The organism is Georgenia satyanarayanai (genome assembly GCF_900116375.1).
GTDB classification, from domain to species: Bacteria; Actinomycetota; Actinomycetes; order Actinomycetales; family Actinomycetaceae; genus Oceanitalea; species Oceanitalea nanhaiensis.
Map to the genome: position 1 here is coordinate 13,508 of NZ_UETB01000005.1, position 14,402 is coordinate 27,909.

Sequence of the window (14,402 nt, forward strand, 5' to 3'; positions counted from 1 at the left end):
CCATCTGTTTTCGGATCAGATGCTGTGCGACGGGCGTCGTCAAGTAGGGTGCGGCCCATGACGTCTCTCAGTGATGAGTTTGCTTCAATCGCCGAACAAGCCGATGTCTTGGCCGACCAAGCGACTGAACTTGACGACGCCGGCCTCTCACGTCTCGAGGAAGCCGCTAAGTCCATCGGGAGGGCGTGGTCGCAGTCAAGCCTCGGCTACCAGGCTAACGTGTATTACAAGCATTTTTCGACGCCGCCCGCTGGCCATATATTCAGCCGTGAGTGGGGGCTTCTTGGTATGTTTCAAGGCTCTGTCGGGGAATGGGAGCGACACAGTGCTGACGAGGTCGTGGCCATAATTCACTCGCGGGCGGGCGATGTTGACCTCGAGCCAGTGCGTCAGGCTTCGGAGGCAATCCGTACCGCCGCAAAAGAGCTGATCGAGAAGGCGCGTTCCGCGGGAGCACGAGTGCCGCTGCCGTATGACGCTTACCTGACCGAACGACTGGAGGGACTGGCACGCATCGCCTTGCCATCGGTCCGGACACTGCAGCGCTCCATGATGAACGTGCCTCAAGGCAACGTTCCCGTGCGGGACATGCAGGCCTACGAGGGCGGCTGGCAAGTTGCAGGACACCAACTGGTCCTGGGGGAGATGGCTTACATCCGGTCGCCGTATCAAGTAGCCGTTGACCTAGCCGAGGCCTGCCGCGCCATCGCCGCGCACCTCGAAGCCAAAGATTCCAGCGTCGGGCCATTGCTTGTCCAGACTGGCTCGAAGGTATTCATTGGTCACGGGGGCGGTTCGAAGGAGTACCTCGCACTTGGTGTGTGGCTCGCCGACGAAGGTTTGGAATGGGAAGTCTTCGATCGGGTGCCCGCCGCGGGCCTGAGCACAAAGGAGCGCCTGTCCGAGATGCTTAACAGGGCTCAAATCGCCTTCTTGCTCATGACTGCAGAAGACGAGGCTAGCGACGGCTCAGTGCGGGCGCGCGAGAACGTCGTGCATGAAGTCGGTCTCTTTCAAGGGCGTCTCGGCTTCACGAAGGCAATCGTTCTGCTCGAAGAGGGGTGCTCCGAGTTCTCTAACATCCTCGGCTTGGGCCAGATCAGATTCCCTCGCGGGAACATTCGGGGCGCCTTTGACGAGATTCGTCAGGTTCTGCGACGCGAGGGCGTTCTCCCGTAAACGCCAGCCAACCGGACTTCGTCCAGGAGAAAGCTGGAATCCGTGGCCGAATTTGATTCGAATGGCGTCCACGAGGCGTGGACGATGCGCCCGAGCCCGCTGCGATGTCTTGGATCCGGCATCGCGCGGTGCCCCTCAAGTGCTTCACGAGCAGCGTTGGCTCGGGCGCATTGGCCACCGGACAGGTAGAAAGACAGCGACTCCAGGTGCTTTCAGTGGCGAAAGAACAGTTCGTAATCAGGATGTTCTTCGATGGTTTCCTCAAGTCGTCGCACCTCCGATTCCGCCGCACGTCGTAATACACGTCGACTTGCATGGTCACCATCGTCAGCGAGGACGGTACGATCGACCTCCTACCTGATTTGCTTGCGATCCTGGTCGACCCTCAAGGCACCTGCCGAGGCGCCGGATATAACTCGGCCGTCTAGCGGTGGTGACCAACACGACGGTGTGCAATGACGTTGGTGGCATCCTCGACTTCCATCTCGATGCCTCTGGACCCAGCGCGACCACCGGGCGGCGCTACAGGTTGCCTCGCGTGGCGCAGCGTATACCGGTAGACAGGGGGTTCGGAGCAACTCCCGTATCAGGACACAGCCCAGCCGCGCCTCGCAGGGAACAGGACCGCCCTTCCTCGTCTGGGTCACTGCCCCAGCGGCAAATGAACCGCTCTCGCGCGATGAGCACGGCCGGGGTGTAGCCCCCGTGTCGACGCTCTGCCAGACATCGCCCGCTTCGCGGCACATAAGGGCCGAAGTCCTTCGTTGATACCTTTGCGCTGTTGGCAGCCAGCTTTCCGATCTTGTCCTCCGGCCACTCCCGTGACGGCACTACCGTCGGCGCATGCGCCGTGCAGTAACAAACAGGTAAGCCGCCTCACGTTTTCTGCTCGCCCTTGCCCCGAGAAACGGAGCCACTCCTGCGAGGAGCCCAAACGAGCCAGCTGCAATCGCCGGGATACCCCCCGATACCGTGCCAACCAACAGGCTCGCTGCGCCCAGTCCGCCCGGAACAGCGCCTTGCCATATTCGGTCAGAGAAGACCATCTTCTCCAACTTGTAGGACGAGGATTCCAAATCGTGCGCCAACTCGGTCAGCGCGTCGACCTGCTCCCCTGGTGTGCGCGCGGTGACCAGAGAGGCACGTACCTGGCGGCGTAGATCTTCGACCGCGTCTTCGTTCGTCAGCACTTTGGCGAGGTCCGGCGCTGCGAGTGACGTGAGCTGAGGAACATCTGCCCAAACGGCGGCCTGTGCAGCGCCGACCGTCCGACCGCCGCTGCGCCGGGCGAGAAGGCGTGCCTCGAACATCGACGCCGAGACGTACTCGGTCCCATAGACATCGGCGGCCACGACGCGTTCGTTCGTGCGCTGGACGTAATAGCTGACCGCAGAGTCGGAGACCTGTTTGATCCACGGACCATAGTCGTAGTTGGAATCGTAGGGCTGAAGCATCTTCGTTGCGAATCGCCCATCCCCGCTCTTGACCGACTCCTGATCAATGTGACCGTGGAACCAGAACTTGTCGGCATGACGGGACAAGTCGTCCACCGCGCGGACGAAAAGGACCTCTCTGGCGGTAGGGCCCTCCAGAATGAGCTGTTCCCGGACCCACGACACGAGCGCTTGGTCGTTGAGATCGTCGTCCGTGCGTTTGACGGCTGCGGAACCTCCGACCGCCATCGCCGCGCCGTTTGGCACGGGGATCACCAGCCCCGCCGCAAGGAGCCCGCGTACGGCAAGCTGACGCTCGGCGGATCGCCGTAAGGTGCGATTGCTCGCACGTCGAAGAAGTGACTGAAAGACTTCGTCTGGCATAGCGACGTGATCCGCCAGGAGAAGCGTACGCCCCAAAAACGCTGCAGGATCGAGTTCTTCATTCCAAAGAACCGTCGGTTTGGCGTTCTCCGCAGCAAGGGCGCTTACTGTCCGAAGTGACTCGGCGGCAAGGTTGAAGAGGCCTGCCTTGATGCCGTCGCTGGGATCGGAGTCATCAGGAGGCAGCGCCACGAGTCGGCGCAGCACTTCGACTCGAAGACGGCCCAGCTCCGCTGGCGACAGCGAAGGGGCGTCGGCGCTCACATGCGAGACCATCTCAGCGTCCCAGTTAGTGAACTCGACCGCCTTCGACGTCGGCACACCCGTCGGCATCGTTATGGGGGCTCCGGCTGCATCCAGCGTGAGCGCGTCCCTGGCGATCGTGACCGACGGACTCAGGTACACGCCGTCGTCTGGATCCGGTGGCACCGGCGCACCTGGCAGGGACCCAGGGTGGTGATCACCGTGGCACTTCTTGTACTTCAGTCCTGATCCGCACCAACAGCGCTCGTTACGGCCCAACTTGGACAACGGATCCACGGGCTCACCTCCTCAGCTCAAGCACATACTGCCGCGTGTTATGTACCCGACGCATCGAGCCATACACCGTTCAATAGTCTGTCGCTAGCCTGCCGCCATACGTCGTCGTACCGCCCATCTTCTCGGTCTGGTAGTCAGCACCGCCGCGGTGACGCATCCACTGGCTACGCGGCCCCAAGAGCTCCCCGAAGGGTCGAAACTCCGCGAGTGGAACTCCGACCGCGTCGCTCTGTGGCGCAGCAACGAAGCTTCTGCGGCGGGTCTAGGTTGAGACGTCTCGGTAGGCCAACCACCAACGGCTGCGCCCGCCGACCTGCCCTGACGCACCCGCTCACTCTCGGACCGTCCCGCAAGACCCGTCCGGCCATGTGGCCGGACAGGGGGCGCTATCCGAGACGCTCACGTTGGCCTCCGGCGAGCGGGTACGGTCGTCGCGCTGTGCGGCACAGATACGTTCGGCCAGTGCAACCACGGCCGGCAACCGCGGCTTGGTCTGCAGGATCGTCCGACCGCCGGCAGCGGAACTGTCCGACGCCGGCAAGCTCACTTCCCCGCGGCGATGGTGGCGGCTGCGGCGTCGTAGCGGTCGAGCACGATGGAGGTGAGTCGGGGGTCCGCGCCCAGCGGTGCCGTGACGACGTCGGCGCCGGCCTCCAGCACCCGGTCGTAGAAGTAGCCCGGCGCGAGCAAATACGCGGCGACCACGACCCGGGGTGCAGCCGCGTGCCCGTCCCGCTGGTTCGGCCGTGGCGCGTGAGCGAGCGCGGCACGCGCGGCGGCGACGGCGTCGGGCACCGAGGGCCGTGCTTTGGCCCCGTAGCCCACGGTCACCGGCCCCGGGTGCCACTCGCGGAGCCCGGCGGCGACCCTCTCGACGTCGCGGGCGGCGCCGCTGCGGCTCGACCCGGCCGCCGCGACCACGACGGCGTCGTGCGGGCGCACGCCGGCCTCCGTAAGCCGGTGCGCGAGGAGGTCGACGAGGCGGTGGTCCGGTCCGAGCGCCGGGGTGGCGACCGCCCGGCCGGAGGGCCCGTTACGGTCCACGACGGCCTCGGCGATGTCCACCTCGACGTGGTACCCACCCGAGAGGAGGAGCGGCACGACGACCGCACGTCCCGAGCCGCCGTCCGCCGTCACCACCGACGTCACGACGTCCGCCACCTCCGGCTGCTGCACGTCCACGAAGGCCTCGCGCACCTCGAGGCCGGGGCGCGCCGCGCGGACGTCGTCGAGGATGCTGCGGACCACCTGCCGGCCGATGGGGTCGTTGGTCCCGTGCGAGCAGCCGACGAGCACGGGGGCCGCGGCGCCCGAGCGCTCCAGCGCCGGCCGGGTCGAGGTCTGCGTGGTCATGTGAGCTCCAGTCTGTAGCCGCGTTTCACCACGGTCCTCACGAGGTCGCGGCGGCCGGCGGCCTCACGCAGCCGCGCGACGGCCACCTCAGCCGCGTGAGGGTCGCACGAGTCGCCGGGCAGCGCCGCGAGGAGCTCGTCGCGGGACACGACCTCGCCGCGGCGGGAGGCGAGGACGCGGAGCACCTCCAGGGAGCTCGGCGACAGCGGCAGGACCTCGCCGTCGAGGACGGCGAGGCGCGAACGGATCTGCAGCGGACCGGCGACGGTCGCGAGCGCCACCGTCTCCGCGTGCTCGTAGTGGGCGACGAGGCAGCGCACGAGCGCGCCGAGCCGGCCCCGGTCGGGCTGTAGCGGGGTCACGCCCCGGCGCTCGAGCGGACGGGCCGTCACTGGTCCGACCGCCGCCGCCACCATCCCGTTCCGGAACCGCTCGACGACGGGCCCACCGAGCCCCTCCCCCTCGGCCGCGCTCAGCCACGCCTCGGCGCCCGGCGCGGAGGTGAACACGACGGCGTCGATCTCGCCGGTCGCCGCTGCCAGCACCGAGGCGTGCAACGCGTCGGGGTCCGGTGGCGGGCCCCACCGGTAGACGACGAGACTCGCGACAGCGGCCCCCGCCTCGGCGAGCACGACGTCCAGCCCGTCGGCGCCCGCGCCGTGGTGCTGGATGGCGATGCGTAGGCCCGCGACGCCCTCCCCGAGGAGGAGGTCCGCGATCTCCGCGGAGCTCTCCGACTCCGCCACCCAGTCGGCGGTGAGACCGGCGGCCTGGATCGCGCCGCGCGCCTTGGGGCCGCGCGCGACGATCCGCGCGCCGGCGAGCACCGCGAGGAGCGGGTCGGCGATGCCATGGGCGTCGGCCGCCTCGATCCACGAACGGAACCCGATCCCCGTCGTCACCACGACGACGTCGGGCGGGTCGTCGAGGAGGGCGAGCGTCGCGGCGTGCAGCCGATCGTCGTCGACGTGCGGGACCATGCTCAGTGCCGGCGCGTAGCGCACCTGCGCGCCTCGGCGCCCCAACGCCGCCCCTAGCTCCTCCTTGCGCCGGTCGGCCGTGACGAGCACCGTGCAGCCCGCCATGACCTGCCGCAGCATGCGCTCGTCCGGCGCGCGCGCCGGCTCGACGGCCACCCCGCTCATGCGACGAGCACCTGGGCGAGGCGGCCCTCGGCGGCGACGTCCCCGACGACGATGACCGCTGGCGACCGGACGCCGACCTCGGCCGCGCGTCTCACGACGTCGCCCAGCACCGCGCGCGTGACCCGCTGACGCGGCGTCGAGCCGTTCTCCACGAGGGCGACCGGCAGCCCCGGGTCGGCCCCGGCGGTGAGCAGCTGGGTCATGAGACGGGGCAGCTGCGAGACACCCATGAGGATTACCAGGGTCGCCGTCCGGTCACGCGCGGAGACCAGGGCCGCCTCGTCGAGGGCGTCGTGCCCGCTGGTGACGTGGAACGCGGCGACGGTCCCGCGGTGGGTCAGCGGGATGCCCGCCAGCGCGGGGACGCTCAGCGCGCTCGAGACGCCGGGCACGACCTCGACGGGGATCCCGGCGGCGTGGCATGCCGCGACCTCCTCACCGCCCCTGCCGTAGACGAACGGGTCCCCGCCCTTGAGCCGCACGACGCGCCGGCCGCGGCGGGCCTGGGCGACGAGGATCGCGTTGATCTCCTCCTGCGGGACGGGGTGGTGGCCCGGGGTCTTGCCGACGTCGACGACCTCGACTCCTGGCGCGAGCTCGTCGAGCACGTCGACCGGGCCGAGCCGGTCGGTGACGACGACGTCCGCCTCCGCGAGCGCCCGGCGTCCGCGCACGGTGAGCAGGTCGACCGCCCCGGGCCCGCCGCCGACGAGCACGACCGAGCCGACTCCACCGGACGCGCGACGGCGTCGGCGCCGACCGGCGCTCGACGTGCTCTCGGGCGTGCGGGCGGTGCGGTCGTGCACGGCCCCGGCGTCGACGCACCACGTCCGCCGCTCCTCGGCCCACCGGGCCACCGCCCGGTCCACGGCCGGGTCGTCCGTCGCCGCGAGCGCCAGCCAGACGCCGTCGAGGTCGCTCTCCCGCACCTCGCGCGCCAGCCACGTCAGGGCCCGAGCGGACGCGGGATCGTCGACGAGCAGTCGCAGGTCCGCGCACAGGCCGGGCGCGACGACGCGGATGAGCGCGCCGTCGTCGAGCATCGCGCGGACCCTGCGGGCGGCGGCACGGCCGCCACCGGCGACGAGCACTGTCCGGCCCGTCAGCTCGAGCCCCAGCAGGGTGGTCATGGCGTCCGCTCCTCGTCCAGCCCGGGCGGCGCGGGGGGCATGGCCACGTGCACGACGCCGTCCCGCACCGCCACGGGCCAGGTCGCCAGGTCCTCGGCCATTCCCTCGACGGGCTCGTAGCCGGCCCGGTCGAGGCAGCGGCCGGTCGCGAGGTCGAACACCTGCTTGTACATCGGTCCGGCGACCGTCGGGGCTCCGGCGCGCGTCCCGACGATCCCGCGCGACATGACGTTCGCGCCGGAGAACGGGTCGCGCTGCTGGACGGCACGCACCGTGTCGTCGGGCAGCCGGAACAGTGCGACCTGGACCCCTCCGACGAAGGCGGCCGCGCCGCGCTCGACGAACAGGTCACGCAAGAGGCAAACCTGCTCCCACGCCACGGCGTCGTGCGGGCCGGGCCCCGTGGGCTGCGTCTGGGTCACCGCGCTCATCGACGTACCTCCAGGCTCGTGCCGGCGATGACGACGGGGCCGGCCGGGACAGCGGGATCTGCAACGGCTTGGGCGCTCTCACGAGCGGCCGCCCGCTCCGCGGCGGTGGCCGGGCGGATCTGGCCGCGCTCGACGACGTAGGCGAGGTCGGGGTCGGGCTCGGAGGGCGCGTTGACGAAGGAGCCGAAGCGGCGCAGCTTGTCCGGGTCCTCGAGGACCGCCTTCCACTCGTCCTCGTAGGTCTCGACATGTCGTGCCATGGCGGCGTCGAGGTCGGCGCCGATCCCGAGGGAGTCCTCGATGATCACCTCGCGGATGGCCTCGAGCCCGCCCTCGTAGTCCGCGACCCAGGCGGCGGTGCGCTGCAGCCGGTCGGCGGTGCGGATGTAGTACATGAGGAAGCGGTCGATGGTGCGCAGCAGCTCCGCGGAGGTGAGGTCCTCCGCGAGCAGCTGCGCGTGCCGCGGGGTGAAGCCGCCGTTGCCGCCGACGTACACGTTCCAGCCCTTGTCGGTCGCGATGACGCCGACGTCCTTGCCGCGTGCCTCGGCGCACTCGCGCGCGCAGCCGGACACCCCGAGCTTGAACTTGTGCGGCGAGCGCAGCCCGCGATAGCGCAGCTCGAGCTCGACCGCCATGCCCACGGAGTCCTGGACGCCGTAACGGCACCACGTCGAGCCGACGCACGACTTCACCGTGCGCAGCGACTTGCCGTACGCGTGGCCCGACTCGAACCCGTTCTCGACGAGCCGGCGCCAGATGTGCGGGAGCTGCTCGATGCGTGCGCCGAACATGTCGATGCGCTGGCCGCCGGTGATCTTGGTGTACAGCCCGAAGTCCTTGGCCACCTGGCCGATGACGAGCAGCCCGTCCGGGGTGATCTCGCCGCCGGGGATGCGGGGGACGACCGAGTATGTGCCGTCCTTCTGGATGTTCGCCAGCACGTGGTCGTTGGTGTCCTGCAGCGCGGCCTGCTCGCCGTCGAGGATGTGCCCGTTGCCGAGCGAGGCGAGGATCGAGGCGACGACGGGCTTGCAGATGTCGCAGCCGCGGCCCCCGTCGCCGAAGCGCCCGATGATGTCGCTGAAGGTGTGCAGATCGGCGACGCGCACGGCGTCGAAGAGCTGGGCGCGGGAGAGCTCGAAGTGCTCGCACAGCGCGGTGGAGACCTCGATGCCGGCCCGTTCGAGCTCGGTCGTGGTGATCTTCTTGACGAGCGGGAGGCACGAGCCGCAGGAGGTGCCGGCCCTGGTGCACGCCTTCACGCCCGCGAGGTCGGTGCACCCGTGCTCGGTGACGGCGCCGCGGACGGTGCCGGCGGTGACGTTGTTGCACGAGCAGACGGTGGCGGCGTCGGGCAGCTCGAGCGCCGGGGCGCCCGCGGAGCCGGCGCCCTCCGGCAGGAGGAACAGCCCGGGGTCGCCCGGCAGCTCGGAGCCGAGCATGGGGCGCAGCGTCGCGTAGGCGCTCGCGTCGCCGACGAACACGCCCCCGAGCAGGGTGCGCGCGTCGTCGGACAGGACGAGCTTCTTGTACACACCGGCGACGGGGTCGGCGTGGACGAGCTCCATCGCACCGTCACTCTCGGCGAAGACGTCCCCGAAGCTGGCGACGTCCACGCCCCGGAGCTTGAGCTTGGTCGCGGTGTCGGCCCCCGGGAACGTCGCCTCGCCACCGAGGAGCCGGTCGGCGACGACCTCCGCCATGGCGTAACCGGGCGCGACGAGGCCGTTGCAGCGGCCCTCGATGCACGCGACCTCCCCGACCGCCCACACGTGCTCGTCCGCGGTCCGGCAGGCGAGGTCGACGACCACGCCGCCCCGCTCCCCGACCGCGAGACCCGCCGCGCGGGCCAGCTCGTCCCGGGGCCGCACCCCGGTGGCGACGACGACGACGTCGACGTCGAGCCGCCCGCCGTCGGCGAAGTCGAGCCGCCCGACGTGCCCGGTGCGCCGCGCGGCGCCCATCGCCGTGGTCGCGCTGTCGCAGCGCACGGCGATGCCCATGTCGTTGATGAGCCGCTTGAGCGCCTGCCCACCACCGAGGTCGAGCTGCGCGTTCATCAGGTGGCTGCCGAACTGGACGACGGTCGCCTGCGCGCCCAGCGCCTTGAGCGCGCCCGCCGCCTCCAGGCCGAGGAGGCCACCGCCGATGACGGCGCCACGGACCGGGCGGCTCCACCCGCTCGCCGTCGTGCGGCGGTTCTCCTCGACCCAGTCGCTGAGGGCGGCCAGGTCGTCGATGGTGCGGTAGACGAAGACGCCGGGCAGGTCGTTGCCGCTGATGGGCGGCATCGCCGCGGACGAGCCGGTGGCGAGCACGAGCTCGTCGTAGCGGTGGACCCGGCCGTGCCGGTCGGTGACCGTGCGCCCCTCCCGGTCGACCGCGGTGACGGCGCAGTCGCGGTACAGCGTGACGAGCTCGTCGTCCCACAGCGCCGGGTCACCCAGCGTCAGCTCCTCGACGTGCTGCACCGAGAAGTAGCTGGTCAGCGCCACCCGGTCGTACGGCGCGCGCGGCTCCTCGGCAAAGACCGAGATGCGCCAGCTCGCGGCGTCGTCGCGGTCGCGCACCGCCTCGACGAGTCGTTGCGCGACCATGCCGCCACCGACGACGACGAGGTGCCGGGTGCCACTCCCCTGCGGGGCGGGATCGGTCTGAGGTCCGGTCACGGCGATCTCCTGACATGTGGTGGGGCGAGGCAGCCTCGCTCCGTCCGGTTCGGGTGTGGGGCCGGGACGATGCTCACGACGGTACGGAGCCGTGGTTTCCCGGTCGTTCCGCGGTTGTTGCGTCGAGGTAAATGTTGTTTCACGAACGTTGCGGGCTCGGTGAGAGGACGGGGCTCCGGGCGGTGCTGCTCGTGTCGCGCACCCCGTCGTCGGACGGGTCGGCGGCCGCGAGCCAGTCCGCGATGCCGCAGACCGCGTCCGTGCACCCGCCGCACCCGGTCGTGGCGCGGGTCCCACGGGCGAGGTCGTCCGCGCTGCGCGCCCCGTCGTGCCAGCAGGCGACGAGGTCGCCCTTCGTCACGCCGTTGCAGTGGCAGACGGTGGTCTGGTCGGGCATGTGGGTGGGAGTCACCGCCTGGACCGGAGCGGGTGCCGCCGGTCGGAGCAGCAGGTGGGCCGGGTCCGCCGGGACGGGGACCCGCCGGGTGTACGTCGCGGTGAGGTCGGCGCCCACGTCCGGTGCGCCGACGCACGTGGCTCCGACGAGGAGCCCGTCGGCGACCACCACCTGGACGTGTCGTCCGGCTGCCGGGTCGCTCAGCGTGAGCGACCGGTGGCCGGGTTCCCGGCCCGACACCCCCATCGTCACGATCTCCAGGCCGGCAGCCTTGACGCGGACGACGTCGGTGCCGGGGACGGCCGCGCGAGCGGGCGAGCTCCCCGTGGCGCGTCCGGGCTGCGGGTCGTGCGCCACCGGGCGCACGACGGCGCTCGTCGCCAGCCGCAGAGCCATGCTGGGGCGGTCCGCGTCGCCCGACGGGGGGCGGCCGGGGAGCCGGTCACGGCCCGCGGTCGTGCCGTCGTCCGCTCGAGCTGCCGAGGCGAGCGCCTCGGCGAGACGCCAAGACTGGTCCCAGCCCTGCGCGATGAGGCCGGTGCCGCCCTCGGGCGGCTGTGCGCAGTCGCCGATCGCGAAGACGCGCGGGTCGTCGGGGCTGGCGAGGTCCTCGCCCACGACCACGCCCCGGTCGACCGTCAGTCCCGCGGCTCGCGCCAGGCCCGCCTCGGGGACGGTGCCGCACGCGAGCACGACGAGGTCGGCCTCGACGTCCACGACGCGGGTCCCGTCCTCCGACGCGGACCGGTCGGTGCCGTCGGGCGTGCGGATCTCGACCCCGCAGGCCCGCCCCTGCTGGTCGACGCGGACCCGCTCGGTGCGTGCCTGCGTCCACGTGCGCACCCCGAGGCGGCTCAGGCTCGCCTCGACGACGCGCCCGGCGTCGGTGTCGAGCTGGCGGTCCATCGGGCTCGCTCCGCCGTGCACGACGCTCACCGGGACACCGCGGTACGCCAGGCCGCACGCCACCTCGAGGCCGAGCACACCCGCCCCGATGACGACGGCGTGCCGGGCGTTGGCCGACGCGGCGACGATCCCGCGCGCGTCGTCCAGCGTGCGCAGAGTGTGCACGCCACGCGGGAGACCCCCTGCCCGGCCCGTGATCCCGCAGATGTCCGGGACACGCGCCGCGGCGCCGGTCGCGAGGACCACCGCGTCGTAGGGGTAGGCGCCGTCGGCGGTGATGACGCGCCGTGACGCGCGGTCGATGGCGATGGCCTCGGTGCCCCGGCGCACCCTCACCCGGTCGTCACCCGCACCGGGCAGACCGATCGCCGCGAGGTCGACCTTCCCGGCGACGACCTCGCTGAGCAGGACGCGGTTGTAGGGCTCGTACTCCTCGGCGCCGAGCACCGTGATCTCGACGGCGCCCACCTCCTCGTCGCTCAGGCGCGCGAGGAGGTCGCTCGCGAACCGGGAGCCGACCATGCCGTTGCCGACGACGACGACGCGCCTCGTCGGGGCGTCGACGGGGCTCATGCGACCACCTCCGTGCCGTCGGCACGCTTCACGCTGCGCACGTCCACCGCGCAGACCTTGAACTCGGGCATGCCGGAGACGGGGTCGGTCGCGTCGGTCGTCACCCGGTTGACGCTGCCGGCGCTGCCCCAGTGGAACGGCATGAAGACCGTGTCGGGCCGGATGCGGTCGGTCCAGCGGGCGGAGGCCTCGACGTGGCCGCGACGCGAGGTCAGCCGCACCCGCTCGCCGTCGGCGATCCCGAGGCGGACGCCGAGCACCGGGTGCAGCTCGACGAACGGTGCGGCCACCGAGCGGTCGAGCTCGGGCACGCGACGGGTCTGCGCGCCCGACTGGTAGTGCTGCAGCACGCGGCCGGTGACGAGGTACACCGGGGCATCGGCGCGGACGTCGTCGCTCGGGCCCACGTGGTCGACGGCGACCATGCGCGCGCGCCCGTCCGGCGTCGGGAACCGGTCGAGGAACAGGCGCGGTGTCCCGGGGTGGGGCGAGAGGCTCGCCCCGGCCGCGGGCACCGGCCAGAAGAGACCGGGGCCGCCGGATGCCTCGTCCGCGTCGAGCCGGGCGTGGCTGAGCCCGGAGTAGTCGGCGGCGCCGCCCGCGGACGCGCGCGCGAGCTCGTCGAACACGGCGGCCGGCTCGGTGGGGAAGACGACCGTCGAGCCCAGGCGACGGGCGAGCTCGGCGAGGACCCACAGCTCCGAGCGCGCCTCCCCCGGCGGCTCCGTCACCTGGCGCCGCCGAATGACGCGGCCTTCGAGCGAGGTCATCGTGCCCTCCTCCTCGGCCCACTGGGTGACCGGCAGGACGACGTCGGCGAGCAGGGCGGTCTCGGAGGGCACGACGTCGCACACGACGAGGAGGTCCAGTGCCCGCAGGTTCGCCTCCACCCGGCTTGCGTCGGGGGCGCTGACGACGAGGTTCGACCCGTGGACGAGCAGCGCGCGCGGGCGGCCGTCCTCGGCGTAGGTGCCCGCGGCGCCGCGGGCACCGAGGGACCGCAGGAGCTCGACGGCGGGGCGGCCGGGGCCGGGGATCGAGGCGGGGTCGACGCCCCACACCGCGGCGACGTGGGCGCGCGCGGCGGGGTCGTCGATCTTCCGGTAGCCGGGGAGCTGGTCGGCCTTCTGGCCGTGCTCGCGCCCGCCCTGACCGTTGCCCTGGCCGGTGATGGCGCCGTAGCCCGACCCCGGGCGTCCGGGCAGGCCGAGCGCGAGGGCCAGGTTGATCGCGGCGGTCACGGTCGCGGTGCCCTGCGTCGACTGCTCGACGCCGCGGCCGGTGAGCACGTAGGCGCCCGCGCCGCCCCGGGCGGGCGACGCCGCGGCGAGGACCCGGGCGACGTGGCGCAGGCGACCGGCGGGCACGCCGCACACCGTCTCGGCGCGCTCGGGCCACCAGGCGGCGACGGCGCGCCGCACGTCGTCGAAGCCGGTGGTGCGCGCCGCGACGTACTCCCCGTCGAGGAGCCCCTCGGTCACGACGACGTGCAGCAGGGCGAGCAGCACGACGAGGTCCGTGCCGGGGACGGGCTGCAGGTGCACGCCCTGGTCGCCCACCGGCCCGGCGCCACCGGTCACCGGGAGGTCGTCGGGCTCCCCGGTGAGGGCCGCCGTCGCGCTGCGCCGTGGGTCCACGACGACGAGCCCGCCGCGCGATCGCACGCCGGCGAGGTGCTGCACCGACGGGGGCATGGTCTCGGCGAGGTTGGAGCCGAGCAGGAGGACGGCGTCGGCACCGGCGAGGTCGGTGAGCGGGAAGGGCAGCCCACGGTCGACGCCGAACGCCCGGTTCGCCCCGGCGGCGGCGGAGGCCATGCAGAACCGGCCGTTGTAGTCGATGTTCGCGGTGCGGAGCACGGTCCGGGCGAACTTGCCGAGCGCGTACGCCTTCTCGTTCGTCAGGCCACCGCCGCCGAACACCGCGACGGCGTCCGGGCCGTGCACCTGCTGGATCCGGGTGACCGAGCCGGCGACGACGTCGAGCGCGTCGTCCCAGCTCGCCGGGCGAAGTTCGCCGTCACCGCCGCGCAACAGGGGCGTGGTCAGACGGTCCGGGGCGTCGAGCACCGCGGCGCTGGTCCATCCCTTCTGGCACAGGCCGCCCTGGTTCGTGGGGAACTGGCGCGGTGTGACGTCCACGGTTCGGCCGGGCTCGGCCGTGAGCGACATGCCGCACTGGAGCGCGCAGTACGGGCAGTGCGTGGCGGCGGTGCGCGCGCCGACGGGGGTCACCGGGAGTGAGGTCGTCGTCATGGTG

General features: G+C 71.7%; 9 protein-coding genes and 1 pseudogene. 1 reads left to right on the forward strand and 9 read right to left on the reverse strand.

The genetic code is table 11. The features are described 5' to 3' along the window. Window positions 1-57: 57 nt before the first annotated feature. Window positions 58-1,179, forward strand: a complete 1,122-nt coding sequence (locus DSZ44_RS08610) for a TIR domain-containing protein (protein ID WP_110852221.1) — start codon at window positions 58-60, stop codon at window positions 1,177-1,179. Between the two features lie 830 nt (window positions 1,180-2,009). Here the strand turns inward: DSZ44_RS08610 and DSZ44_RS08620 are convergent. The 9 genes and pseudogenes from DSZ44_RS08620 to DSZ44_RS08655 all read right to left on the reverse strand — a co-directional run bounded on the left by DSZ44_RS08620 (window position 2,010) and on the right by DSZ44_RS08655 (window position 14,398). Continuing rightward, on the reverse strand, window positions 2,010-3,425 hold the full coding sequence (locus DSZ44_RS08620) for a hypothetical protein (protein WP_258369342.1): 1,416 nt from the start codon (window positions 3,423-3,425) through the stop codon (window positions 2,010-2,012). A gap of 33 nt (window positions 3,426-3,458) precedes the next feature. Continuing rightward, a pseudogene (locus DSZ44_RS19015) lies at window positions 3,459-3,536 on the reverse strand (SEC-C metal-binding domain-containing protein); the annotation flags it as partial. A 543-nt stretch (window positions 3,537-4,079) separates the two neighbouring features. Then, the gene (locus tag DSZ44_RS08625) at window positions 4,080-4,889 is read right to left on the reverse strand and encodes a sirohydrochlorin chelatase (protein WP_110852224.1); all 810 of its coding nucleotides are present in this window, start codon (window positions 4,887-4,889) and stop codon (window positions 4,080-4,082) included. Further along, window positions 4,886-6,034: a uroporphyrinogen-III synthase gene (locus DSZ44_RS08630; RefSeq protein WP_258369344.1), complete on the reverse strand. Its 1,149-nt coding sequence runs from the start codon at window positions 6,032-6,034 to the stop codon at window positions 4,886-4,888. The genes DSZ44_RS08625 and DSZ44_RS08630 overlap by 4 nt, the downstream gene beginning before the upstream one ends. Further along, the gene (gene cobA / locus DSZ44_RS08635) at window positions 6,031-7,164 is read right to left on the reverse strand and encodes a uroporphyrinogen-III C-methyltransferase (protein ID WP_110852225.1); all 1,134 of its coding nucleotides are present in this window, start codon (window positions 7,162-7,164) and stop codon (window positions 6,031-6,033) included. Before cobA ends, DSZ44_RS08630 begins: the two co-directional genes overlap by 4 nt. After that, complete coding sequence (nirD, locus tag DSZ44_RS08640) at window positions 7,161-7,595, reverse strand: nitrite reductase small subunit NirD (RefSeq protein ID WP_110852226.1); 435 nt, start codon at window positions 7,593-7,595, stop codon at window positions 7,161-7,163. The genes cobA and nirD overlap by 4 nt, the downstream gene beginning before the upstream one ends. Beyond that, window positions 7,592-10,267 (reverse strand): nitrite reductase large subunit NirB, encoded by a 2,676-nt coding sequence (nirB, locus tag DSZ44_RS08645; protein WP_258369346.1) that lies wholly within the window; start codon window positions 10,265-10,267, stop codon window positions 7,592-7,594. Before nirB ends, nirD begins: the two co-directional genes overlap by 4 nt. A gap of 139 nt (window positions 10,268-10,406) precedes the next feature. Beyond that, complete coding sequence (locus DSZ44_RS08650; protein ID WP_110852227.1) at window positions 10,407-12,143, reverse strand: FAD-dependent oxidoreductase; 1,737 nt, start codon at window positions 12,141-12,143, stop codon at window positions 10,407-10,409. Next, on the reverse strand, window positions 12,140-14,398 hold the full coding sequence (locus DSZ44_RS08655) for a molybdopterin oxidoreductase family protein (RefSeq protein WP_110852228.1): 2,259 nt from the start codon (window positions 14,396-14,398) through the stop codon (window positions 12,140-12,142). Before DSZ44_RS08655 ends, DSZ44_RS08650 begins: the two co-directional genes overlap by 4 nt. Window positions 14,399-14,402 lie beyond the last annotated feature (4 nt).

Coding starts and splice junctions, on each gene's coding strand:
- DSZ44_RS08625 (WP_110852224.1), bottom strand. CDS start 4,889: ATGACCACGCAGACCTCGACCCGGCCGGCGCTGGAGCGCTCGGGCGCC.
- DSZ44_RS08610 (WP_110852221.1), top strand. CDS start 58: ATGACGTCTCTCAGTGATGAGTTTGCTTCAATCGCCGAACAAGCCGAT.
- DSZ44_RS08630 (WP_258369344.1), bottom strand. CDS start 6,034: ATGAGCGGGGTGGCCGTCGAGCCGGCGCGCGCGCCGGACGAGCGCATG.
- DSZ44_RS08655 (WP_110852228.1), bottom strand. CDS start 14,398: ATGACGACGACCTCACTCCCGGTGACCCCCGTCGGCGCGCGCACCGCC.
- DSZ44_RS08650 (WP_110852227.1), bottom strand. CDS start 12,143: ATGAGCCCCGTCGACGCCCCGACGAGGCGCGTCGTCGTCGTCGGCAAC.
- nirD (WP_110852226.1), bottom strand. CDS start 7,595: ATGAGCGCGGTGACCCAGACGCAGCCCACGGGGCCCGGCCCGCACGAC.
- cobA (WP_110852225.1), bottom strand. CDS start 7,164: ATGACCACCCTGCTGGGGCTCGAGCTGACGGGCCGGACAGTGCTCGTC.